The sequence below is a fragment of the Polynucleobacter sp. genome, assembly GCF_018500155.2.
GTDB lineage: Bacteria > Pseudomonadota > Gammaproteobacteria > Burkholderiales > Burkholderiaceae > Polynucleobacter.
In genome coordinates this window covers 1-21,603 of sequence record NZ_JAHBAK020000072.1, presented here as the reverse complement: position 1 = coordinate 21,603, position 21,603 = coordinate 1, and the positions used below count along the sequence as shown (strand labels likewise).

Here is a 21,603-nt window from a genome sequence, read left to right as displayed (position 1 = left end):
AACCAGAGATGATTAGTGATCTATAAACCTGCGCGGATCATTAATAGGTCTCAGAGGCATAATGTGAATTTGACTCCCATCTATTTCTAGATGCAATTGGCTGTTAATTTCCATGTTCAGTCTTTTTACTTCAGTAGCAGATGCAACCCATTCAATTTTGTGTTCACTATTTTGAATTTGTAGTTGCGCTACAGCAATCTGGCCAATGCTGCTCATTTCTATGACTGTGACAGGAATGCTGGTGGCGCTAGAAGATGTCTGAATGCTTAAGCCGCTTTGCGGTATGACCCAAGCAACTTGTGCGTTTGGTGGGATTTTTCCCTTGTCTGACACAGTAAAACTGTTGGAGCAGCCATCCCAGGATAGATTGCCAGCATTAAATATGCCGTGAAACATATTGGAGATGCCTACAAGTTCGGCAACTCTGGAGTTTCTTGGTTTTTGAAAGAGTGCCTGTGGGGATGCAGTTTGCAAGCTAATGCCGTGATCAATTACGGTAATGCGGTCTGCTAATAAGTTCGCCTCACGTAAGTCATGAGTAACTAACAAAATTGGGATATTTAAATCTTTACGTAACTCCGCAAGAATTTTATAAAGACTTTGTCGGGTTGGCGCGTCCACGGCAGAAAAGGGTTCATCTAGTAATAAGACTTTTGGCCTTCTTGCAAGTGCGCGTGCTAGAGCAACGCGTTGTTGCTGACCGCCAGACAATTGGCAAGGCAAGCGATGCGCTAACTCACCAATGCCCATTCGATTGAGCCACTCTTGAGCAGCTGTTTTACGATGATCTACATGGTTTATCGTATTTTGAAGTGGAATGGCGACATTCTCAATGGCTGTGAGATGCGGAAAGAGAGCATATTGCTGAAATAAAAATCCACATGATCGTTTGGCTGGCGGTAGATTCTGAATGATTCCTGCAACCTCATTGCCTTCAAACCAAATATTGCCATCACACTCAATCGTTCCACTTCTTGCTTGATTAAGCCCGGCAATTGTTCGCAGCGTGGTGGTTTTCCCACTCCCGGAGGGTCCGACTAGAGCATGTAATTGACCAGATTCACATTCCAATGCGATTTGTAATGGGGTGGGGAGGTTTTGACTAATTTTGAGTTTCAGCATTAAGTTCGGGCCCTACGGTGATGCAATACTGTTTTGCCAAAGACTCCGTAGGACAGTGCGATTGCAATCAAAGAAACTCCCAGGAGGAGTAAAGCTAATGCGCTGGCTCCTGACGCATCAAAGCTTTGCACTTTGTCATAGATTGCGATAGATACAGTTTTAGTCTCACCCGGAATGGCGCCCCCCACCATCAAAATGACGCCAAATTCACCCAGGGTATGTGCAAACGTTAAGACAGCTGCGCTTGTAATTCCTCTCCAGGCCAAAGGAAGTTCAATTAGACGAAATATCTGCCACTTTGATAATCCGCTCACCTGGGCAGCCTCGCGGATATCCGGGTTGATTGCCTCAAAAGCTCTCTGAATAGGTTGAATGGCAAAAGGTAGATTTACGATCAGGGAGGCAATCAAGATGCCTGTAAATGAAAATACGAGGGGAATGCCGAAGAAATGCTTACCGCCTAGGCCTACTAACAAATAGTAACCAAGCACGGTTGGGGGGAGGACCAGTGGCAACGCGAGCGCAGCTTCGATCCATGGTTTGCTTCTATTTAGGCTCAGCAAGGAATGGGCAACCCAAATGCCAAAGGGAATGATGATGGCCAAGGTCCACAAAGCAAGCTTGAGCGAGAGAAGAATGGCTTCTAGATCCATGAGTTGATTGTATTGCTAAGCAATATAGGGTATCCCACTATACCGAATTAACCCCTTCGAGGTTCAAATATATGCGCATACACGCATATATATTTTAGGAAAGCATATTCGTTTGAAAGTAAGGGTTCAAAAAGCGACACAACATCTCTCTCCCAAGCAGATGGAGAAGGTTTTTTCTAAGGTTGCTTCATATTTTAATGTTCTTGCTGAACCAGCACGCTTGCGCATCATGTATGCCGTTTGTAATGGCGAGAAGTCTGTTTCTGAGGTCGTTGAAATGTGTGGATCTAGCCAGGCAAATGTCTCTAGGCATCTGATGGCGCTGCATAAAGCTGGAGTTTTGCAAAGACGTAAAGAGGGTGTCGTGGTTTATTACTCCATTGCAGACAACGCTACCGTCGAGATGTGTCAGACAGTTTGCGCGAAGATTGCTCAAGATATTCATTAAGCATTAATTAAGTTAACTTGTTAAATAGAGATCAAATGACTAAAAAGCAAATTGAATTGAACGCTAAAGACGTCTCTGCGGTTGAAAAACCGGCCAATAGAGCGCGTTTAGTAAAAGCGCCCGAGCATTTCATTTCTCAAGAATTGATTGCGGATATTAATGCAAATGGCTTGGATGAAACGCGCCGCGGTTTTTTGCGCAAGGGATTTCTTTCGGCAGTCGGAGGTGCGGCAGCTAGCATGGCGGCGCCAATGGCATTTGCAGCGGGTGAAGGTGACCCTGCTATTCTAGAAAAACAAGAATGGCAAACGACCTTAGGTAAAAACGTAGCTACTATGCCCTATGGTGTCCCCTCAATTTACGAGGCTAATCTCATTCGACGTGAATCTCCAGGTCTTACTCGCGTTTCTGCTGCATCAGTTGCTTTTACACCTTTGCAAGGATTGTTTGGAACCATTACGCCCAATGGTCTGCATTTTGAAAGGCACCACCAAGGTTGGTACAACTTAAATCCTGAGACTCATCGCCTAATGATCAATGGCATGGTTAAAAATGCCCGTGTTTTTACCATGAATGATTTGATGAGACTGCCTTCAGTATCTCGCACCCACTTCATTGAGTGTGGCGCCAATACTGGCTTGGAATGGGGTAACGTGGCCGTGCCGACTGTGCAATATACCCATGGCATGCTTTCTTGCTGTGAATTTACTGGTGTACCTCTCAAGGTTTTGCTTGATGAGTGTGGGGCAGATTTGAAGAAGGGTAAGTTCTTACTTGCTGAGGGTGGTGATGGCTCTGGCATGACTCGCACAATCAACCTAGAGAGCTGTCTGGATGACACCATTGTTGCTTGGAGTATGAATGGTGAGATGCTGCGCCCCGAAAATGGTTTTCCATTGCGCTTGGTAGTGCCAGGTGTGCAAGGGGTCAGCTGGGTGAAATGGCTGCGCCGTCTAGAAGTTGGTGATATGCCTTGGAATGCGAAAGATGAGGCTGTTCACTATATTGAATTAATGCCGGATGGTATGCATCGCCAATACGCCTCTATTCAGGAGTGCAAATCTGTAATTACGACCCCATCGGGTGGTCAGCAATTGCTTGATAAAGGCTTTTATAACGTCAGCGGTATGGCTTGGTCAGGCCGCGGTAAGATTCGGCGCGTGGATGTCTCATTTGATGGTGGTAATAACTGGCGGACAGCACGTTTGGAAACACCGATTCTGACAAAGTCTATTACGCGTTTCAATATTGATTGGGTGTGGGATGGATCACCAGCGATATTGCAATCCCGTGCCGTAGATGACACTGGCTACATTCAGCCTTCAATTAAAACATTGAGAAATGTGCGTGGTACACGTTCGATCTACCACAATAATGCAATTCAGTCCTGGAAATTAGATTCAAATGGCGAGGTGAGCAATGTTCAAGTTGGATAAGTCAGTTGCTCGTTTGAGCCTTTTAACCTTAGCGTTTTTAAGTGCAAATATCGCCTTTGCACAAAGTACACAAGGTCCTGCAAAGTTTCCTGGTATCGGCAGAAATGCTACTCCCGCTGAAGTTGCGGCTTGGGATATCGATGTACGCCCTGATTTCAAAGGTTTACCAAAGGGGTCTGGCTCGGTAGATCAAGGGCAAACGATTTGGGAATCTAAGTGTGCAAGTTGCCATGGCATCTTCGGTGAATCCAATGAGATTTTTACTCCAATTACTGGTGGCACCACCAAAGATGATGTCAAAACTGGCAGAGTAGCTTCGTTGGCTGATATGAAGCAGCCCCAGCGAACTACTTTGATGAAAGTTCCGACCGTTTCAACATTGTGGGACTACATCTATCGTGCGATGCCTTGGAATGCTCCAAGGTCTCTCACTCCAGATGAGACCTATGCACTAGTTGCATTTATTCTTAGCATCGGCGAAGTAGTGCCGGATAATTTTGTCTTAAGCAATACGAATATTGCTGAAGTGCAAGCAAAGATGCCAAATCGAAATGGCATGACGCGTAAACACGGTTTTTGGAATGTCAAAGATAAGCCAGATGTTAATGGCTCATCCTGTATGAATAATTGTGTGGCATTTGTGCAGATTGGCTCTACATTGCCTGACTTTGCTCGCGATGCGCACGGTAATATTGCAGACCAAAACCGTTTATACGGACCCTATCGTGGGGCGGATACCACTAAGCCGCCCATTGCAAAATTACCTGGTGCATCAGGCGAAGGTCTAGCGCATGCTAAGGACACTCATTCCAACGCTGCAAAAGGACCGGCAGCGCTCTTTAAGAATGAAAACTGTTCTGCATGCCATGCGCCTAATGCAAAATTGGTGGGGCCATCCATTGCCGATATTTCTGCGAAGTATCAAGGGCAGAGCGATGCGGTTGATAAACTGATGGCTAAGGTGAAAAACGGTGGTTCAGGCGTTTGGGGCTCTATACCAATGCCTCCGCAGGCCCAGTTATCGGATGAGGACAGAAAAACGTTAGTGGTTTGGGTGCTTTCTGGGGGTAAATAAGGGATCCCCCATCATTGAGCGGCGGGTTTTATAAGAAAGCAGATAATATATTCATAGCAAGAGATTAATAAAGGAGTTTTTATGAATCAGCAACGACGCAGTTTATTGAAATATTCAGCCGTATTTGGCTTGATGGCTTCGGCAGGTCTTATTAGCGTAGCCCAAGCACAAGAGTGGAATAAAGCCGCTTTCGAAGGCAAAAGTCTGGATGATGTATTTAAAGTCTTGGGTGCTGGTACCCCAGATAAATCAGGCGCTGTTACTTTAAATGCACCTGATATTGCAGAAAATGGCGCTGTAGTTCCAGTTGGAATTACTACAACCCTTAAGGCAGAGCAAATGGCTATCTTGGTTGAGAAGAATCCAAGCGCTTTAGCTGCACAATTTTTTATCCCAGCTGGCACTGAATCTTTTGTTACTACACGTATCAAAATGGGTCAGACATCGAATGTGTACGCTTTGGTTAAAGCTGACGGCAAATGGAGCATGGCTGTGAAAGAAGTCAAAGTAACTTTGGGTGGTTGCGGCGGTTAAACGTACTCGATCACAACAACTAATTAACTAATAACTTAATACAAGAGGAAATCATGGCTGATCCAATGCGCGTAAGAGCTGCTGAGAACGGTGGAATTGTGGATGTAAAAATTTTGATGAAACATGATATGGAATCTGGTCAGCGTAAAGACGCTTCTGGCAAAGTCATTCCAGCGTGGTTTATCAGCACAATCAATGTCAAAGCGAATGGTAAGGATGTATTGAATGGTCAATTTGGTCCTGCAGTATCTAAGGATCCATTTTTGAACTTTAAATACAAAGGCGCTAAAGGCGACAAGATTGTTGTGAGCTGGGTTGACAGCAAGGGTGACAAGCGCACTGACGAAGCCACCGCTTCTTAATGCAATCCATCCTCACCGCTTTAAAGTTCTGAAAGGGTAACAAATGCAGCGTAAATCCACCTTGAGCTTAGCTTCAGGAGTTCTTGCAACTATGTTGTCAGTATCTTCTATAGCCTATGCACAAAATGCGACTGATGATATTGCAAAGTATCGAGAAATGATTGCCGATGGAAACCCTTCAGAGCTGTATGAAGCGGCTGGTGAAGATCTTTGGAAAAAACCTGCAGGCCCCAAAAACGCCACACTAGAAAAGTGTGATTTAGGTTTGGGGCCTGGTGTGGTGAAAGGTGCGGCAGCCCAGCTTCCGCGTTACTTTAAGGACACTAATAAAGTACAAGATCTTGAGTCTCGTTTGATGACATGCATGCAGCAATTACAAGGACGAGATCCCCAAGAAATGATTGATGCTCCATTTCAAAAAGGTCCCAAAAAGGATATGGAGGCCATCGTTGCATATGTTGTCACTGCATCTAAGGGTGACAAGATCAACGTGAGCACCAAGCATCCTAAAGAAAAAGAAATGTACGATCTTGGAAAGCGGGCTTTTTATTTTCAGGGTGGTCCAATGGATTTCTCCTGTGCTTCCTGTCATGGCGAAGATGGCAAGAGAATTCGTTTACAAGACTTGCCAAATATCACTACCCAGAAGGGTGCAGCTTTGGGTTGGGGTTATTGGCCTGCATATCGCGTTTCAAGTGGACAGTTTTGGACGATGCAACAACGTTTAAATGACTGCTATCGTCAGCAACGTTTCCCATTTCCAATTTATGGTTCTGATTTAACGGTTGCCTTGTCAATGTATATGGCAAAAAATGCCAATGGCGGCACAGTTGAAACTCCTGGCTTAAAGCGCTAATCGACAGGGGACAGAGAAAATGAATATGAAGAATATAAAAGCATTATTGGCGGTTTCTACTATCGCTGTAACAGCTGTGATGATTCAAGCCCCTGCAAATGCACAGCAGGCAAACGATCCTAAATTTAATAAGATGATGAAAGATGGATTTAGGGCGGAAGGTATTGCTGGCCTAGATCGCATTGCTCAAGATGAAACTCAAAAGTTTTGCTCCGATCCTGTTTTTGCAAATAGCAAACAGGGCGACAAAATGCGTGACAAGATCCAGAAAATGAATATGGATAGCATTAAACAGCCTTCGGATGGCAAGTACATCGGCGACTGGAAAAACGGTGAGAAAATTGCTCAAAGCGGTAGGGGAGCAACTTGGACCGATAAAGCAGACACACCTATTGGTGGTGGTTGCTACAACTGCCATCAAATCGATAAGAAAGAAATTTCTTACGGAACGATTGGCCCCAGTCTTTGGAATTACGGCAAAATGCGTGGATACTCACCAGAGGTTGTGACCTATACGTGGAATCGCATCAACAATTCTAAGGCTTACAACGCTTGCAGTAATATGCCTCGTTTTGCTCACTTCAAACTTTTAAATGAGCAACAGATTCAGGATGTAATGGCATTGCTGCTCGATCCCGCCTCACCGGTAAATCAATAATAGTAAACAAACAGGCCGACAGGCCTGTTTTCATAGGGAAATACCATGTCTTTAAGTCGTCGTGAGTTTTTGCAAGCTTTGGCAGTAGCTTCTGCTGGTGGAATGAGTTTGCAATCGAATTATGTAAGCGCTCAAACTTCTGCCCAAAAATTCTATGACTTGCCCAAGTTTGGCAATGTTCACCTATTGCACTTCACTGATTGTCATGCGCAGTTGTTGCCGATCTATTTCCGCGAGCCAAATGTCAATTTAGGTATTGGTGCGCAAGAGGGAAAGACGCCCCACTTGGTGGGCGAGTATTTCTTAAAAGCCAATGGCATTAAACCAGGCACACGAGATGCTCATGCTTTTACGTACTTAGATTATGTTGCTGCAGCCCAAAACTATGGAAAGATGGGGGGCTTTGCTCATATGGCAACCCTTGTTAAGCAATTAAAAGCGAGTCGTCCAGGTGCGCAATTGCTTGATGGAGGAGATACTTGGCAAGGTTCTGGTACCGCGCTATGGACTAACGGACAGGACATGGTTGATGCAGCCTTGGCATTGGGGGTTGATGTGATGACACCTCACTGGGAAATGACGCTTGGTGAAAAGCGAGTCATGGAGATCGTCAATGGTGACTTCAAAGGAAAAGTGAACTTTGTCGCGCAGAATATTAAAACGAATGATTTTGGGGATATGGTTTTCAATCCTTATGTCATGAAGACAATGAATGGCATTCAAGTTGCCATTATTGGTCAGGCTTTCCCATACACGCCAATTGCTAATCCTAGATATTTCACACCCGATTGGACATTTGGCATTCAAGAAGAGAATCTTCAGAAGACCATTGATGAAGTCAAAGCCAAAGGCGCTAAGGTAGTGGTATTGTTATCGCACAATGGCATGGATGTTGATCTAAAGATGGCATCCCGTGTGCGCGGATTGCATGCCATTATGGGTGGACATACGCATGATGGCGTTCCCATTCCAGTGCAGGTCAAAAATGCAGGCGGGGTAACGCTAGTAACCAATGCTGGTTCAAATGGAAAGTTCTTGGGCGTTTTAGATTTTGATGTCAAGGGCGGTAAACCTGTTGATTTCCGCTACAAATTATTGCCCGTCTTCTCTAATATGATTCCAGCAGATCCAGTAATGTCAAAACTTATTACTAAGGTGAGGGCACCTTACGAAGCGAAGTTAAATGAAAAGCTTGCCACCACTGAGGGACTTCTTTATCGTCGTGGTAATTTCAACGGAAGCTTTGATCAATTGATCCTAGATGGGCTCATGGCGCAAAAAAATGCGGAGATTGCTTTCTCCCCAGGCTTCCGTTGGGGTACCAGTCTGCTACCTGGACAGGCAATTACCCGTGAGAATCTATTGGATCAAACCGCAATTACTTATCCATACACTACCGTCACCAATATGACGGGAGAAACCATTAAGACCATTCTTGAAGACGTTGCGGATAATTTATTTAATCCTGATCCGTACTATCAACAGGGCGGTGATATGGTTCGCGTTGGTGGTATGCAATACACAATTGATCCAGCGCAGAGTGCGGGCAACCGCATCTCAGAAATGCGTTTGAATGGCAAGCCAATAGAGGCTGGTAAGACCTATAAGGTGGCTGGTTGGGCTCCAGTAAGCGAGGAGGCAAAAAATGCTGCTACTGAACCAATTTGGGATGTCATTGAGCGTCACCTTAGAGATGTAAAGGTGGTAAAAGCGGTGAAGCTAAATGAGCCTGTCATTAAGGGTGTTTCAAATAATCCAGGAATGGCGCCAATTTAACCGATAAGGAGATGGTGTAATGAAAAAATTACTGGCTTTAATATTTGCTGCAACATTTGCAATTGGCATTGCATCTACTTCTAATGCTCAGTCTTCGGGATCAACTAAAGTCGTTTATCACATTGATGATGCTGAAACTCAGGGTTTGAAAGGGCTGCGCAATATTCGTAATCACTTGGATGTGTCGCCTCAAACCACCATTATTGTGGTGACCCATGCTAATGGCGTTGACTTACTTATGGATGGTGGTAAGGACAAAAAAAATGGTGTTGAATACGCACCACTAGTAGGCGCCTTAAAATCCCGCGGAGTCAAATTTGAAGTTTGTGAAATTACTCTTAAAAATCGCAATCTTAAAAAAGATCAATTCATTATGGATGCGGATTTCACGCCTTCAGGTGTTGTGCGTGTAGCAGATCTTCAATATAAAGACGGCTTTGCTTACATTAAGCCTTGAGAGCGTTAAGTTATTAGCTTCGAATTTAGAGTGAATCGCTTTATCTCCATTATTTTTGTATTACTACTTGCTGTTTACGGTAATACACATGCGCAACCTGCGAAACCAGTCGACACTCTAACTTTAAATCCTATCCAGGTTGCGCCTCATACCTATTTTGTCCAGGGCCGCCCGGAAATGGGGAGTAGTGCAAATCAAAATTTTATTTCCAATGCGGGTTTTGTGGTCACACCGGGCGGTGTAGTGGTAATAGACGCCCTGGGTTCTCCAATTTTGGCGCAAAAGCTCATAGCAGAGATCAAAAAAGTAACTGCTCAAAAAGTGGTCGCAGTGATTGTCAGTCATTACCATGCTGACCATGTATACGGTTTGCAAGAATTCAAGAAAATTGGGGCAAAAATTTATGCTCAAAGCGAAGGTAGGAATTATCTTTCTTCAGAAACCGCAAAACAGCGTCTGATTGCCTCAAGAGTCGATTTTGCACCGTGGGTCAACGCCAGTACCAGATTAATTGCGGCGGATGTGTGGATTGATCAGCAGCAAAAATTGACTGTTGGTGGCACTGACTTCTTCATCACCAGAGTCGGTCCTGCTCATGCGCCCGAAGATCTCATGGTTTATGTTCCTTCAGAGAGGGTGCTTTTTGCAGGTGATCTTGTATTTAGGGGGCGCATACCATTTGTTGGAAACGCCGATAGTAGGGGGTGGTTGGTTGCTTTGGACGAGATTGAAAAAATGAACCCTAATATCGTGCTGCCGGGTCATGGCAGTTATTCAGTTAAGCCAGCTGAGGATATTGCGTTTACTCGTGATTATTTGAAGTATCTGCGTGAAACTATGTCAAGCGCAGCGCTCAATCTTGATCCGTTTGATGATGCCTACGCACAGGCTGACTGGTCAGAATATGAAGGAATGCCCCTATTTAGGGCTGCCAACCGCATGAATGCCTATAACGTTTACCTGTCTATACAGGCTGAGTAAGGCAATTTTGGCCATTGGGCCTTAAAATAGAAGATTAATGCTAAATCCTTGATTTTTAATGAAAATGATTTTTTTACGTCCTTTACTGGTTGTAACCCTTAGCTTGCTTGTGTCTAGTCAGTCTTTTGCTGCTCCAGATTTAGCTAATGGTAAAAATATTGATCAGCAAAAATGCTATGCATGCCATGCAAAAAAAACAGGATTTGGTAACGGAGACATGATTTATACACGTAACGATAGCAAAGTGAAATCTATGGCTGACTTAAAAAGAATGGTTAGCCTCTGTAATTCAGAGTTACGTTTAGATCTTTTTCCTGAGGATGAGGTAGATGTGGCTGCCTTCCTAAATCAGCAGTTTTATAAATTCAAACCCTAATTCGTTTTTCCTTTGTAAATATGGAAGTTGTAGATATTCATTCTCTTGGCAGGTCTGTTTTATGGGCAACCTTTCTGATTGCTTTGTTTCTGGGTGCCGTAATGCAAAAGACTGGATTTTGCAGCATGGGCGCAATTTCAGATGCCTTCATCATGTCCAGTTGGGATCGTCTGCGGCAGTGGTTTCTTGCAATTGGAGTGGCGATCATTGGTTTTGCATTGATGTCCTACTTCGGATTAATTGATCCACTAAAAAGTTTTTATACTGGTAATAAGTTCCTATGGCTATCAACCATTGTTGGTAGCATTCTGTTTGGTTTTGGGATGGTTTTGGCTTCTGGATGCGGCAGTAAAACGCTGATCCGAATCGGTGGCGGCAATTTAAAGTCCATTGTTGTCTTCATGGTGCTGGGGCTGACTGCCTACATGACTATGCGTGGGTTTTTGGGCGTAGTTCGTACCAATACTCTGGATGCGATATTTATTACATTTAATTCGCCGCAAGATTTGCCAAGCCTGCTCAGCGGACCATTGGGTGTGGCACGTACAAATCTCCATCTTGCACTTGGGCTAATCTTAGGATTTGCTTTTATTACTTATGCGTTCAGTAATAGAAGCTTTTGGACAGTCAATAATATCTTTGCAGGTGTAGCAGTTGGATTGGCAATTTGTGCTGTTTGGTGGGTATCAGGCAATCTTGGTCATGTTGCAGAAGATCCTAATACCCTTGAAGAAGTATTCTTGGTAACCAATTCGGGTCGCATGGAGAGCTTTTCTTTTGTGGCGCCATATGCTTATTCGCTCGATTGGCTCATGATGTATAGCGATACTTCAAAAATACTTACAGTGGGAATTGTTGCAGTTGCTGGCATGATTTTGGGGTCAGCGTGCATTTCGGTATTCACAAAGTCATTCCGTTGGGAGTCTTTTAGAAATACAGAAGATACTGCGAATCACCTTGTTGGTGCTGTGCTAATGGGTTTTGGTGGCGTTACTGCCTTAGGGTGTACCGTTGGGCAGGGCTTGAGCGGCATTTCTACTTTAGCAATTAGCTCTTTGCTTGCATTGCCAGGTTTCATATTTGGTGCTTATTTGGCGTTGCATTATTTAAAAATTCGTCTAGCCCCAAATCCTTGTAGCTAAGAATTCATCCATACTCCCTGATTGTTCTCATGCAAATTGATTGGCTCTCTTTTACACCTATTCCATCCCTGCTAGGGGGAATTCTATTGGGCATTGCAACAGCGCTATACGTGCTATTGCACGGACGTATTTTGGGGATTAGTGGAATCGTTGCCGGCCTATTGCCACCAAAAGAAGGTGATCGTGATTGGCGCATCGCCTTAATATTGGGCCTAGTAAGTGCCCCAATATGGGCGGCTCTGATGTTGGGTTTACGGCCCATTGTGGAGATTGATACCAATTGGTTGGCTATCCTCTTGGCGGGGGTTTTAGTTGGTTTTGGCGCCCAATATAGTTCTGGCTGTACAAGTGGGCACGGAATTTGTGGACTCTCTCGTTTGTCGCCTCGCTCATTGGTTGCGACTCTAGCATTTATGAGTGCTGGATTTTTAACTGTATTTGTTATCCGCCATGTAATAGGGGGTTAGCATGAAAAAACACTTTGGTTTGCTCAGTCAGTATCTCATTGGATTGTTATTTGGTTTTGGCCTGATTATTTCAGGAATGAGCAATCCTCAAAAGGTTTTAGGATTTCTTGATCTTGCTGGTCCGTGGGATCCATCCTTAATTTTTGTAATGCTAGGAGCAATATTGGTTGGGTTGGCTGGTTTCTACATTGCAAACAATAAAAGTAAAGCATTTTTTGGTAATGCCATGCAGATTCCTAAAGGTAAGGATATTAATAAGCCATTGGTTGTTGGTAGTTTCATATTTGGCATTGGATGGGGAATTGCAGGCATCTGTCCTGGTCCGGCGATTGTTGCTCTTGGGTCAGGGCATATAAAGGCGTTAGCATTCATATTGGCAATGCTATTTGGCATCGTGATATGTAATCGCTTCTTTAGTGCACATAAGTAATCATGTATCAACATAATTTAGAATGACATGCGTTTTATTAAAAATCTATTTCAAAAAGAGAGTCAAATGAGTCTTCCTATCACTTGTCACAATGACCAATTTGGAACGCTAGGCCAGATTGGTCCCGCACAACTTAAAGAGATTGCTCAGCAAGGATATAAAAGTGTCATCAATAACCGTCCTGATGGTGAGGGTGGTCCTGATCAACCAAAGAATTCTGATATTCAAGTGGAAGCAGAAAAGCTAGGCTTAAATTATGCTTATTTGCCTGTTGTTCCAGGTGCATTTACGCCTGAGCAAGTTGTTGAAATGGCGCGCTTATTAAAAACGATGCCTGGCCCCATCTTGGCATTTTGTCGTTCTGGTGCTCGCTCAACCAATCTTTATCAACTTGCACTGCAAGTGAAGTAATTTTTAAAATACACCATTACTACACGTTATGCGTATCGATATCCCTAAGGAACGCAGACTTGTTCATGAAATGATTGCGCCTATTCGTTGGGGTGATATGGATGCATACGGTCACCTCAATAACACGGTGTATTTTCGTTTTATGGAACAAGCGCGTGTGGAATGGATTACTTCATTAGGCTACCAAGTAGCGCTTGGTCAAGAAACCATGGTGATGATCAATGGCTTTTGTAATTTTTATAAACAAGTGTCATACCCAGGCAATCTGATTTTAAAAACCTCCATTGGTGCTATTGGCCGCACCAGCATGGATGTGTTTACTAGCATGGCACTCACCACTGCGCCAGACGAAGAGGTTGCGATAGGCGGTGCCACCATGGTGTGGGCAGATCTTGCTACTAGCACTTCGGCACCATGGCCCGAAGATATTTTGCAAAAAATTCGCTAACGCTGCGTGATGCAACCTAGCAATCCTCATATTCTCAGGCTTGATCAATTTACTTCTGAATTAGATCGATTTGATTTGGTGATTGATGTTAGATCACCCGCAGAATTTGCCTTAGACCATATACCTGGCGCCGTTAATTTTCCTGTCCTCAATAATGAGGAACGTGCACAGATTGGTACCTTGTATAAACAAGTTTCTCCGTTTGCCGCTAAGAAACTAGGCGCAGCACTAGTATCACGCAATATCGCTGATCATCTTGAGCAGCATCTACTTGAGATGCCGCGCGAATGGCGCCCATTAATTTATTGCTGGCGTGGCGGAGAACGCAGTGGTGCTTTTACCCATATTTTGAATCGCATTGGCTGGAAAGCAATGCAATTGGAGGGTGGTTATCAAGGCTTTCGACGCACAGTGATCGACGGCTTGAATACTGCAGCATCCCAATTTTCATTTCTAGTAGTCTGTGGAATGACGGGCAGTGGAAAGACGCGAGTTCTTCGTGAGGCTCAAGGCTTAGGTGCGCAAGTGCTTGATTTGGAGGCATTAGCCATCCATAGAGGTTCTGTATTGGGGAATGAACCCAATATTGAGCAACCTACCCAAAAAGGTTTTGAAACGGCCCTCTGGAATGTGCTTCGATGCCTTGATCCAGCCAAGCCGGTTCTAGTTGAATCTGAAAGCAAGAAAGTGGGCGGCGTTCATGTGCCTGATGCTCTCATGGAAAAGATTCGCAATGGTGCATGTATAGAGCTGAGATCGAGTACTCAAACGCGTGTGGCATGGCTGTTGCGCGAGTACGATCACTTTTTAAAAGATACCGATAACTTCAAGAAAAAGCTGGCGCTATTAACAGCACATTATGGCAAAGTGCAAATTGCTCAATGGAGTGAGGCGATTGATGGTGGTCAGTTTCCTCAATTGGTAGAAGAGTTGCTCATGAAGCACTACGACCCCTCATACCAATCCTCAATCGTACGAAATTTCCCCCGGTACAAGCAGGAACACTTTGTTCAGCTAGAAAACGACAGTGATGCAGCTTTTGCTGATGTTGCAAAGGCGATCGTAGAAAAAATGCGCGTTTAGCTAAACGCCTGGATTCCGGTCTGAGCTCGCCCTAAAATAAGGGCATGAATGTCATGTGTTCCCTCATAAGTATTCACCACTTCGAGATTCATCATGTGACGTACAACACCGTACTCATCAGAAATGCCGTTGCCACCGTGCATGTCACGCGCCATGCGTGCAATTTCAAGTGACTTGCCGCACGAGTTACGTTTCATGATGGAGGTAATTTCAGGAGCGGCAATACCTTCATCTTTCATGCGGCCTAAACGCAAACAGCCCTGCAATGCGAGGGCAATTTCAGTTTGCATATCAGCCAATTTCTTTTGTATGAGCTGATTTGCTGCTAAGGGTTTGCCAAATTGTTTGCGATCAAGGGTGTATTGGCGCGCAGCGTGCCAGCACCATTCGGCAGCACCTAAAGTACCCCAAGAAATACCATAGCGAGCAGAATTGAGGCAGGTGAAAGGACCTTTAAGGCCGGTGATTTCAGGGAATTCATTTTCATCTGGAACAAATACCTCATCCATGACAATTTCACCTGTAATGGATGCGCGAAGACCCATCTTGCCACTAATCTTGGGTGCGCTTAGACCCTTCATCCCTTTTTCAAGAATATATCCGCGAATGATGCCCTCATCATTTTTTGCCCAAACCACAAAGACATCGGCAATCGGTGCGTTAGAGATCCACATTTTTGATCCCGTTAGCAAAAATCCACCGGGAACTTTCTTGGCGCGCGTAATCATGCCTCCAGCATCAGAGCCATAATTTGGCTCTGTTAACCCAAAGCAGCCGATCCACTGGCCGGTAGCGAGTTTGGGGAGATATTTTTGCTTCTGTGCTTCACTGCCAAATTCATTAATAGGAACCATGACTAAAGAAGATTGCACGCTCATCATGGAGCGATAACCGGAGTCCACACGTTCAATTTCACGGGCAATTAACCCATAAGAGACGTAGTTCAGATTGGCACCGCCGTATTGCTCGGGAATAGTAATACCTAACAGGCCAAGTTCACCCATTTCGCGAAAGATGGCTGGATCAGTCGTTTCATTTCTGTAAGCATCTAGGATGCGTGGCATCAATTTGCCTTGCGCATACTCAGCGGCCGCATCACGTACCATGCGCTCCTCTTCTGTTAATTGAGTGTCTAACAGGAGGGGGTCTTCCCAATTAAAACTGGCTTTGCTCATATTCATCATCCTATAGATCAATTTTGCCTTCCTTTGACGTTAATTCAGGAAAGCAGATATGCTTTTGTCTATTATCCATTTTTCTGGGCATATGAATCACCTGCGACGTCACCATCGTTATTACGACCTGATTTTGGCAGCCTTTGTGGTGGTATTGCTTTGCTCTAACTTTATTGGTGCGGGCAAAGCTGCCGTCATCACGTTGCCTTACTTTGGAGAGCTCGTGTTTGGTGGCGGCATTCTGTTTTTTCCGATTGCTTACTTTTTCGGCGACATCCTGACCGAAGTGTACGGATATGCATATGATCGCAGGGCGGTATGGGCAGGATTTGCTGCCTTAGCCTTTGCAGCCATCATGGCGCAAATTGTGATTGCTCTGCCAGTAGCACCAGGTGCTTATATGGCTAATTATCAACATGGACTAGAAACGGTTTTTGGGAACTCTTGGCGGATTGCATTAGCTTCTATGTTTTCTTTTTGGTGCGGTAGTTTTGCTAATAGTTTTACCTTAGCCAAGATGAAAATATGGACACATGGTCGCTATTTATGGATGCGCACTATTGGGTCAACCGCAGTAGGTGAGCTGGTAGATTCCTCACTCTTTTATATGTTGGCTTTTTATGGAATTTGGCCTACCCATGAAATTTTTCAAGTAGCTTTAGCGCAATATGCACTGAAAACCTCCTGGGAGGTGTTGGCAACGCCCTTGACGTATTGGATCGTGAACTACCTAAAGCGCAAAGAGAACGAAGATTACTACGATATTCACACCAATTTCACGCCATTTCGGGTCAAAGTCTAAAGCGCTTCCAATTTAGGCATTTCCCAACACGAAACCGTTAAAATAGCAGGCTTAGCCCCCAATTCTGGGGGAATCTGTCGAATTTATTTCAGAAAGCTAGAAACACTCGTGCTGTCCGCATCTAATATCACCATGCAATTTGGGGCAAAACCCCTGTTTGAAAATATTTCCGTAAAGTTTGGCGGTGGTAATCGTTATGGCTTAATCGGAGCAAACGGTTGCGGTAAATCCACCTTCATGAAAATCCTCGGCGGGGAATTAGAGCCCTCTAGTGGAAACGTGAGTTTAGATCCAGGTATACGTCTTGGTAAATTGCGTCAGGACCAATTTGCTTATGAAGATGTTCGTGTACTAGATGTCGTGATGATGGGCCATGAAGAGATGTGGAAGGCTGCGCAAGAGCGCGATGCCATCTACGCAAACCCTGATGCTACTGACGAAGACTACATGAAAGCAGCAGAGCTCGAGGGTAAGTATGCCGAATACGGCGGCTATACCGCAGAAGCAAAAGCTGGTGAGTTGCTGTTAGGAATTGGTATACCGATTGAACAGCACAACGGCCCCATGAGTAACGTTGCTCCAGGTTGGAAGTTGCGCGTATTGCTTGCTCAGGCTTTATTTTCAGATCCTGATGTACTATTGCTCGACGAGCCAACCAACAACTTGGATATTCACTCGATTCATTGGCTTGAAGAAGTGCTCAATCAATTCAATAGCACTATTGTGATCATTTCCCACGATCGTCACTTTCTCAATGAAGTCTGCACCCATATGGCAGACATGGACTATGGAACTTTAAAGGTCTATCCAGGTAACTATGATTCGTATATGTTGGCTTCGACCCAAGCAAGAGCACAGCAGTTAGCTTCCAATGCTAAAGCTAAGGAAAAAATTGCTGAATTGCAGGCATTCGTTAGTCGCTTCTCTGCAAATGCATCTAAAGCGCGTCAAGCAACATCTCGTCAGCGCCAATTAGAAAAAATTGAGATAGCGGAGATTAAGCCTTCTTCTCGTCAAAACCCCTTTATTCGATTTGATTACGAGAAAAAATTGCACAACATGGCGGTGGAATGTAATGCACTTACCAAAGCCTATGACCGCACCATCTTTAAAAACTTGAAGTTGGGAATTCGTGCGGGCGAGAAGATTGCGATTATTGGTCAAAACGGGGCAGGTAAGACAACCCTTCTAAAAACAATTTTGAGCAAACGTTTTGATGGTATTCCCGCCGATAGCGGTGATGTCAAATGGGCCGAAAACGCTAATGTAGGGGTGATGCCGCAAGACAATACCGAGTTATTTGCTAAAGATGAAACACTGATGGAGTGGATGAGCACTTGGCGCAACACTGGTGATGATGATCAAGTGGTACGTGGCACCTTAGGTCGTTTACTATTTTCGGGTGATGAGATTGGTAAGTCGGTAAAAGTGCTATCGGGTGGCGAAAAAGGTCGCATGATTTGGGGTAAGTTGATGCTCCAAAAGCATAATGTTTTGGCAATGGACGAGCCCACCAATCACATGGATATGGAGTCGATCGAGAGCTTGCAAATTGCGCTTGAGAAATTTGAAGGCACTCTGATCTTTGTTTCCCATGATCGTGAATTTGTGTCTGCATTGGCCAATCGCATCTTGGAGGTGAAGATGGATGGAACGGTTGCTGATTATTCAGGTACTTACGAAGAATATTTGCGAAGTCAAGAATTAGCTGGCTAAGTCAGCTAAGCAAATATTATTTGGTTTCTTTGGCTTGGCGCTGAAAACGTGTAGCAGTTCCTTCAGCGCGAATTCGCTTCCAGACAACTGCCTTTTCTTCATCCGAGAAAAAGACCCAATTACTCACCTCATTGAGGGTGCGACCGCAACCCTGACAGATCTCATCATAGAGAGTGGTGCAAACGCCAATACAGGGTGAGTCGGACTCGTTGTCTCCGGTGGAAAGAGAATTTGATCCATCTTGAAATGGTAAGTCGGGATCAATGCGATTGCTTCCTGATGTCATGTGGATACTTTAGTCGATTTCAGTGGACTGTGCTCAGCAAGTTCATCTACATAAGCGCCGATGCCTTGATGCTCTCGTTCTAAAAAGTGTTCTATAGCCCTAGAAAATCTTGGGTCATTTATCCAGTGAGCAGATTGAATGGTTTCGGGGAGAAAGCCTCGAGCCATCTTATGCTCGCCTTGAGCGCCCCCTTCAAAAGTGTGAATGCCCTCTGCAATGCAATATTCAATAGCCTGATAGTAGGCTGTTTCAAAGTGCAAGCATGCTACACGGTCAAGCGCACCCCAATATCTGCCATAGGCTTTTGAGTTGGATTGATCGACTACTAGCAATGAGGAGGCAATAGGGGTGGTGTGGCGCTCCGCAATGATCAGATGTAAGGTTTCTGGCATGCGTTCTACCCATAAAGCAAAGAACGCCTTATTTAAATATGGACTTGAATGATGTTCTATATACGTTCTTTGATAGCAGGAAAAAAAGAACTCCCAATCCTCTGCGCTTGAATTTACGCCTGAAACGTGGCGAAAGGTAATGCCTTCACGGGAAACTTGCTCTCGCTCTCTACGAATATTTTTACGACGCTTCATGGTGAGCGCAGACAAAAAATGTTCAAAGCTCTGAAAGTTATGGTTTTTCCAATGAAACTGAACGGAGTCCCGCAATAGAAATCCTTCTGTTTTGAGTATTTCTATCTCACTCTTTATGGGAAACAAAATATGTGCAGATGAGAGGTTGTTATCTGATATCAGACTTTTCAAGCTATTGACTAAGATCCTCCTGATGTTATCGCCATCATGTTGCGAGGAGCACAGTAGACGCGGCCCTTGCACAGGGGTAAAAGGAATGGCGCACAGTATTTTTGGGTAATAGTGCATGCCCTGTTGTTCATATGCTTGCGCCCAAGACCAATCAAAGACAAATTCACCGTATGAATGTTGCTTTAGATAGAGAGGCACTGCGCCGATGAGCTGACCGTGGTTTTTTAAGGCGAGGTGTGCAATTTGCCAGCCTGTATTGCCACCCACACAGCCCGTTTCTTCTAGTGCGCTTAAAAATTCATGCCTTAAGAATGGGTTGGCATCTGCAGGAAGGAGGGCATTCCATTCCATGCTAGAAACATCGGTAATGCGATCGAGGATAACTACTTGTTGTATATCTGGCTCTGTCACTATGAACGTTGAATCAGTTCAATTTTGTAACCATCTGGATCAGTAACAAAAGCAATGATGGTGTCACCACCGGCAACGGGACCCGCTGCGCGTGTGACATTGCCGCCTGCTGCTTTGATTCTGTCGCAAGCGGCATAAACATCGGGAACCCCGATCGCAATATGACCATAGGCACTTCCCAAGTCATAAGAATGAACACCATAGTTATACGTTAATTCCAGCTCAGCTTGACCATCAGCATTACCTTTGCCATATCCTAAAAAAGCCAGGGAATACTTTTGTTCAGGACGATCGGTGGTGCGTAAGAGATTCATACCCAAAACCTTGGTATAAAAATCAATAGAGCGCGTAAGATCACCTACACGCAGCATAGTGTGCAATAACATCATGATTTACATGGCTCCATAGTTGGGTCCGCCACCGCCTTCGGGCGTAACCCACACAATGTTTTGACTAGGATCTTTAATGTCACACGTTTTGCAATGTACGCAGTTTTGTGAATTAATTTGTAAGCGTGGTTTGCCATCGGTTTCTACATACTCATAAACACCAGCAGGGCAGTAGCGTTGCTCTGGACCAGCATACGTTTTGAGATTCAGGCTTACCGGAATGGCGGCATCCTTGAGGGTTAAATGGATCGGTTGATTCTCAGCGTGGTTGGTATTGGAAATGAATACCGAGGAGAGGCGATCAAAACTAATTTTGCCGTCAGGCTTTGGATACTCGATGGGTTTATGTTGTGCTGCCGGCTCAAGGCATTCATGATCAGCATGTTTAAGGTGAACTGTCCATGGAACATTTCCGCCCAATACCTTTTGTTCAAGTCCCACCATCACGGTACCAAGGTAAAGTCCTTTGGACATCCATGCTTTGAAATTGCGCGCTTGATTAAGTTCGGTGTAGAGCCAACTATTTTTGAAGGCGTTTGGATAGCCATCTAGTACATCAGTTGAGCGATTGTCATTGAGGGCAGCTACTGCTGCCTGTGCAGCAAGCATGCCGGTCTTAATAGCAGCGTGGCTGCCTTTGATGCGTGATGCATTTAAGAAGCCTGCGTCGCAGCCTATCAGGGCGCCACCTGGAAAAACAGTTTTAGGCAAGCTATTTAATCCGCCTGCAGTCAATGCACGTGCGCCATAGGCCAGTCGCTTGCCACCTTCAAAAGTTTCTCGAATCTTAGGATGTAACTTATAGCGTTGAAACTCTTCAAAAGGAGAAAGATAGGGATTCTTGTATGAAAGACCGACTACTAAACCTACTGCAACCTTGTTATCACCCAAGTGATATAGAAATGAGCCACCGTAGGTGTCACTCTCTAGTGGCCAGCCGGCAGTATGAACCACTAGCCCTGGTTTGCTCTTTGAAGGTTCCACTTCCCATAACTCTTTAATGCCTATACCGTAGCTTTGGGGATCGGAATCTTTATCTAAATCGAATTTAGCAATGAGTTGCTTACCTAGATGACCGCGTGCACCTTCGGCAAACAAGGTGTACTTTCCTCGCAGTTCCATGCCTAATTGGAACTGATCGGTAGGATTGCCTTCTTTGTCCAGCCCCATAGAGCCAGTAATTACACCGCAGACGGCGCCTTGGTCGTTATACAAAATTTCTGCTGCTGGAAAGCCGGGAAAAATTTCAACGCCGAGTGCTTCCGCTTGTTCACCTAACCAACGCGTCACGTTTGCCAGGCTCACAATATAGTTGCCCTCATTCTTAAAGCAGTGGGGTAGCATCCAATTT

Annotated in this window: 26 protein-coding genes; 19 read left to right on the top strand and 7 right to left on the bottom strand. The window is 44.7% G+C overall.

All coding sequences use genetic code 11. The features are described from left to right. Positions 1 to 12: 12 nt before the first annotated feature. On the bottom strand, positions 13 to 1,122 hold the full coding sequence (locus tag KIH43_RS08360) for an ABC transporter ATP-binding protein (protein ID WP_297719681.1): 1,110 nt from the start codon (positions 1,120 to 1,122) through the stop codon (positions 13 to 15). After that, positions 1,122 to 1,775 (bottom strand): molybdate ABC transporter permease subunit, encoded by a 654-nt coding sequence (gene modB, locus KIH43_RS08355; protein WP_296968576.1) that lies wholly within the window; start codon positions 1,773 to 1,775, stop codon positions 1,122 to 1,124. The genes KIH43_RS08360 and modB overlap by 1 nt, the downstream gene beginning before the upstream one ends. 112 nt (positions 1,776 to 1,887) lie before the next feature. Between modB and KIH43_RS08350 the strand changes: the two genes are divergently transcribed. From KIH43_RS08350 to mnmH, 17 genes are all read left to right on the top strand, one after another. Further along, positions 1,888 to 2,223, top strand: coding sequence for a metalloregulator ArsR/SmtB family transcription factor (locus KIH43_RS08350; protein ID WP_297719677.1), 336 nt, complete (start codon positions 1,888 to 1,890; stop codon positions 2,221 to 2,223). Positions 2,224 to 2,258: 35 nt separating this feature from the next. Next, a complete protein-coding gene (gene soxC / locus KIH43_RS08345) occupies positions 2,259 to 3,659 on the top strand; it encodes a sulfite dehydrogenase (protein ID WP_296968580.1) in 1,401 nt (466 codons plus the stop codon). Then, positions 3,643 to 4,734 (top strand): c-type cytochrome, encoded by a 1,092-nt coding sequence (locus KIH43_RS08340; RefSeq protein ID WP_296968581.1) that lies wholly within the window; start codon positions 3,643 to 3,645, stop codon positions 4,732 to 4,734. Before soxC ends, KIH43_RS08340 begins: the two co-directional genes overlap by 17 nt. Positions 4,735 to 4,815: 81 nt before the next feature. Further along, complete coding sequence (soxY, locus tag KIH43_RS08335; RefSeq protein WP_296968583.1) at positions 4,816 to 5,268, top strand: thiosulfate oxidation carrier protein SoxY; 453 nt, start codon at positions 4,816 to 4,818, stop codon at positions 5,266 to 5,268. A 53-nt stretch (positions 5,269 to 5,321) separates the two neighbouring features. Further along, the gene (gene soxZ, locus KIH43_RS08330) at positions 5,322 to 5,630 is read left to right on the top strand and encodes a thiosulfate oxidation carrier complex protein SoxZ (protein ID WP_296968585.1); all 309 of its coding nucleotides are present in this window, start codon (positions 5,322 to 5,324) and stop codon (positions 5,628 to 5,630) included. Positions 5,631 to 5,673: 43 nt separating this feature from the next. Beyond that, positions 5,674 to 6,486: a sulfur oxidation c-type cytochrome SoxA gene (soxA, locus tag KIH43_RS08325; RefSeq protein ID WP_296968587.1), complete on the top strand. Its 813-nt coding sequence runs from the start codon at positions 5,674 to 5,676 to the stop codon at positions 6,484 to 6,486. Positions 6,487 to 6,505: 19 nt separating this feature from the next. Next, positions 6,506 to 7,144 (top strand): sulfur oxidation c-type cytochrome SoxX, encoded by a 639-nt coding sequence (gene soxX / locus KIH43_RS08320; RefSeq protein ID WP_297719671.1) that lies wholly within the window; start codon positions 6,506 to 6,508, stop codon positions 7,142 to 7,144. 45 nt (positions 7,145 to 7,189) lie between these two features. Then, complete coding sequence (soxB, locus tag KIH43_RS08315) at positions 7,190 to 8,920, top strand: thiosulfohydrolase SoxB (RefSeq protein ID WP_296968591.1); 1,731 nt, start codon at positions 7,190 to 7,192, stop codon at positions 8,918 to 8,920. A gap of 19 nt (positions 8,921 to 8,939) precedes the next feature. Beyond that, entirely contained in the window at positions 8,940 to 9,377 is a 438-nt protein-coding gene (locus KIH43_RS08310) for a DsrE family protein (protein WP_296968593.1), read from the top strand. 30 nt (positions 9,378 to 9,407) lie between these two features. Continuing rightward, a complete protein-coding gene (locus KIH43_RS08305; RefSeq protein WP_297719668.1) occupies positions 9,408 to 10,358 on the top strand; it encodes an MBL fold metallo-hydrolase in 951 nt (316 codons plus the stop codon). Between the two features lie 58 nt (positions 10,359 to 10,416). Then, complete coding sequence (locus tag KIH43_RS08300) at positions 10,417 to 10,734, top strand: hypothetical protein (protein ID WP_296968596.1); 318 nt, start codon at positions 10,417 to 10,419, stop codon at positions 10,732 to 10,734. 20 nt (positions 10,735 to 10,754) lie between these two features. Beyond that, a complete protein-coding gene (locus tag KIH43_RS08295) occupies positions 10,755 to 11,876 on the top strand; it encodes a YeeE/YedE family protein (protein WP_297719665.1) in 1,122 nt (373 codons plus the stop codon). Positions 11,877 to 11,905: 29 nt separating this feature from the next. Then, positions 11,906 to 12,343 carry a YeeE/YedE family protein gene (locus tag KIH43_RS08290; RefSeq protein WP_297719662.1) on the top strand — a complete coding sequence of 146 codons (438 nt, stop codon included), beginning with the start codon at positions 11,906 to 11,908 and terminating at the stop codon, positions 12,341 to 12,343. A gap of 1 nt (position 12,344) precedes the next feature. Beyond that, positions 12,345 to 12,773 carry a DUF6691 family protein gene (locus KIH43_RS08285; protein ID WP_296968602.1) on the top strand — a complete coding sequence of 143 codons (429 nt, stop codon included), beginning with the start codon at positions 12,345 to 12,347 and terminating at the stop codon, positions 12,771 to 12,773. 66 nt (positions 12,774 to 12,839) lie between these two features. Beyond that, positions 12,840 to 13,184 carry a TIGR01244 family sulfur transferase gene (locus KIH43_RS08280; RefSeq protein ID WP_296968666.1) on the top strand — a complete coding sequence of 115 codons (345 nt, stop codon included), beginning with the start codon at positions 12,840 to 12,842 and terminating at the stop codon, positions 13,182 to 13,184. A gap of 28 nt (positions 13,185 to 13,212) precedes the next feature. Beyond that, positions 13,213 to 13,632, top strand: a complete 420-nt coding sequence (locus KIH43_RS08275; RefSeq protein WP_297719659.1) for an acyl-CoA thioesterase — start codon at positions 13,213 to 13,215, stop codon at positions 13,630 to 13,632. 9 nt (positions 13,633 to 13,641) lie between these two features. After that, entirely contained in the window at positions 13,642 to 14,715 is a 1,074-nt protein-coding gene (mnmH, locus tag KIH43_RS08270; RefSeq protein ID WP_297719656.1) for a tRNA 2-selenouridine(34) synthase MnmH, read from the top strand. Here mnmH and KIH43_RS08265 read toward each other — a convergent pair. Then, positions 14,712 to 15,890, bottom strand: coding sequence for an acyl-CoA dehydrogenase (locus tag KIH43_RS08265; protein WP_366069233.1), 1,179 nt, complete (start codon positions 15,888 to 15,890; stop codon positions 14,712 to 14,714). The genes mnmH and KIH43_RS08265 overlap by 4 nt on opposite strands. Before the next feature lie 58 nt (positions 15,891 to 15,948). On the opposite strand from KIH43_RS08265, the gene KIH43_RS08260 reads away from it, so the two are divergent. Both KIH43_RS08260 and KIH43_RS08255 read left to right on the top strand, forming a co-directional pair. After that, on the top strand, positions 15,949 to 16,692 hold the full coding sequence (locus KIH43_RS08260; RefSeq protein ID WP_297719653.1) for a queuosine precursor transporter: 744 nt from the start codon (positions 15,949 to 15,951) through the stop codon (positions 16,690 to 16,692). Positions 16,693 to 16,800: 108 nt separating this feature from the next. Further along, positions 16,801 to 18,408, top strand: coding sequence for an ABC-F family ATPase (locus KIH43_RS08255; RefSeq protein ID WP_296968609.1), 1,608 nt, complete (start codon positions 16,801 to 16,803; stop codon positions 18,406 to 18,408). 16 nt (positions 18,409 to 18,424) lie between these two features. On the opposite strand, the gene KIH43_RS08250 is transcribed toward KIH43_RS08255, so the two are convergent. From KIH43_RS08250 to KIH43_RS08235, 4 genes are all read right to left on the bottom strand, one after another. Then, on the bottom strand, positions 18,425 to 18,694 hold the full coding sequence (locus KIH43_RS08250) for a DUF1289 domain-containing protein (protein WP_297719649.1): 270 nt from the start codon (positions 18,692 to 18,694) through the stop codon (positions 18,425 to 18,427). Beyond that, positions 18,691 to 19,863: a GNAT family N-acetyltransferase gene (locus KIH43_RS08245; RefSeq protein WP_297719646.1), complete on the bottom strand. Its 1,173-nt coding sequence runs from the start codon at positions 19,861 to 19,863 to the stop codon at positions 18,691 to 18,693. The genes KIH43_RS08250 and KIH43_RS08245 overlap by 4 nt, the downstream gene beginning before the upstream one ends. Continuing rightward, complete coding sequence (gene gloA / locus KIH43_RS08240) at positions 19,863 to 20,252, bottom strand: lactoylglutathione lyase (protein ID WP_297719643.1); 390 nt, start codon at positions 20,250 to 20,252, stop codon at positions 19,863 to 19,865. Before gloA ends, KIH43_RS08245 begins: the two co-directional genes overlap by 1 nt. 3 nt (positions 20,253 to 20,255) lie before the next feature. After that, positions 20,256 to 21,603, bottom strand: a 1,348-nt coding sequence (locus tag KIH43_RS08235) for an electron transfer flavoprotein-ubiquinone oxidoreductase (RefSeq protein WP_297719640.1), incomplete at its 5' end; no start/stop codon positions are given.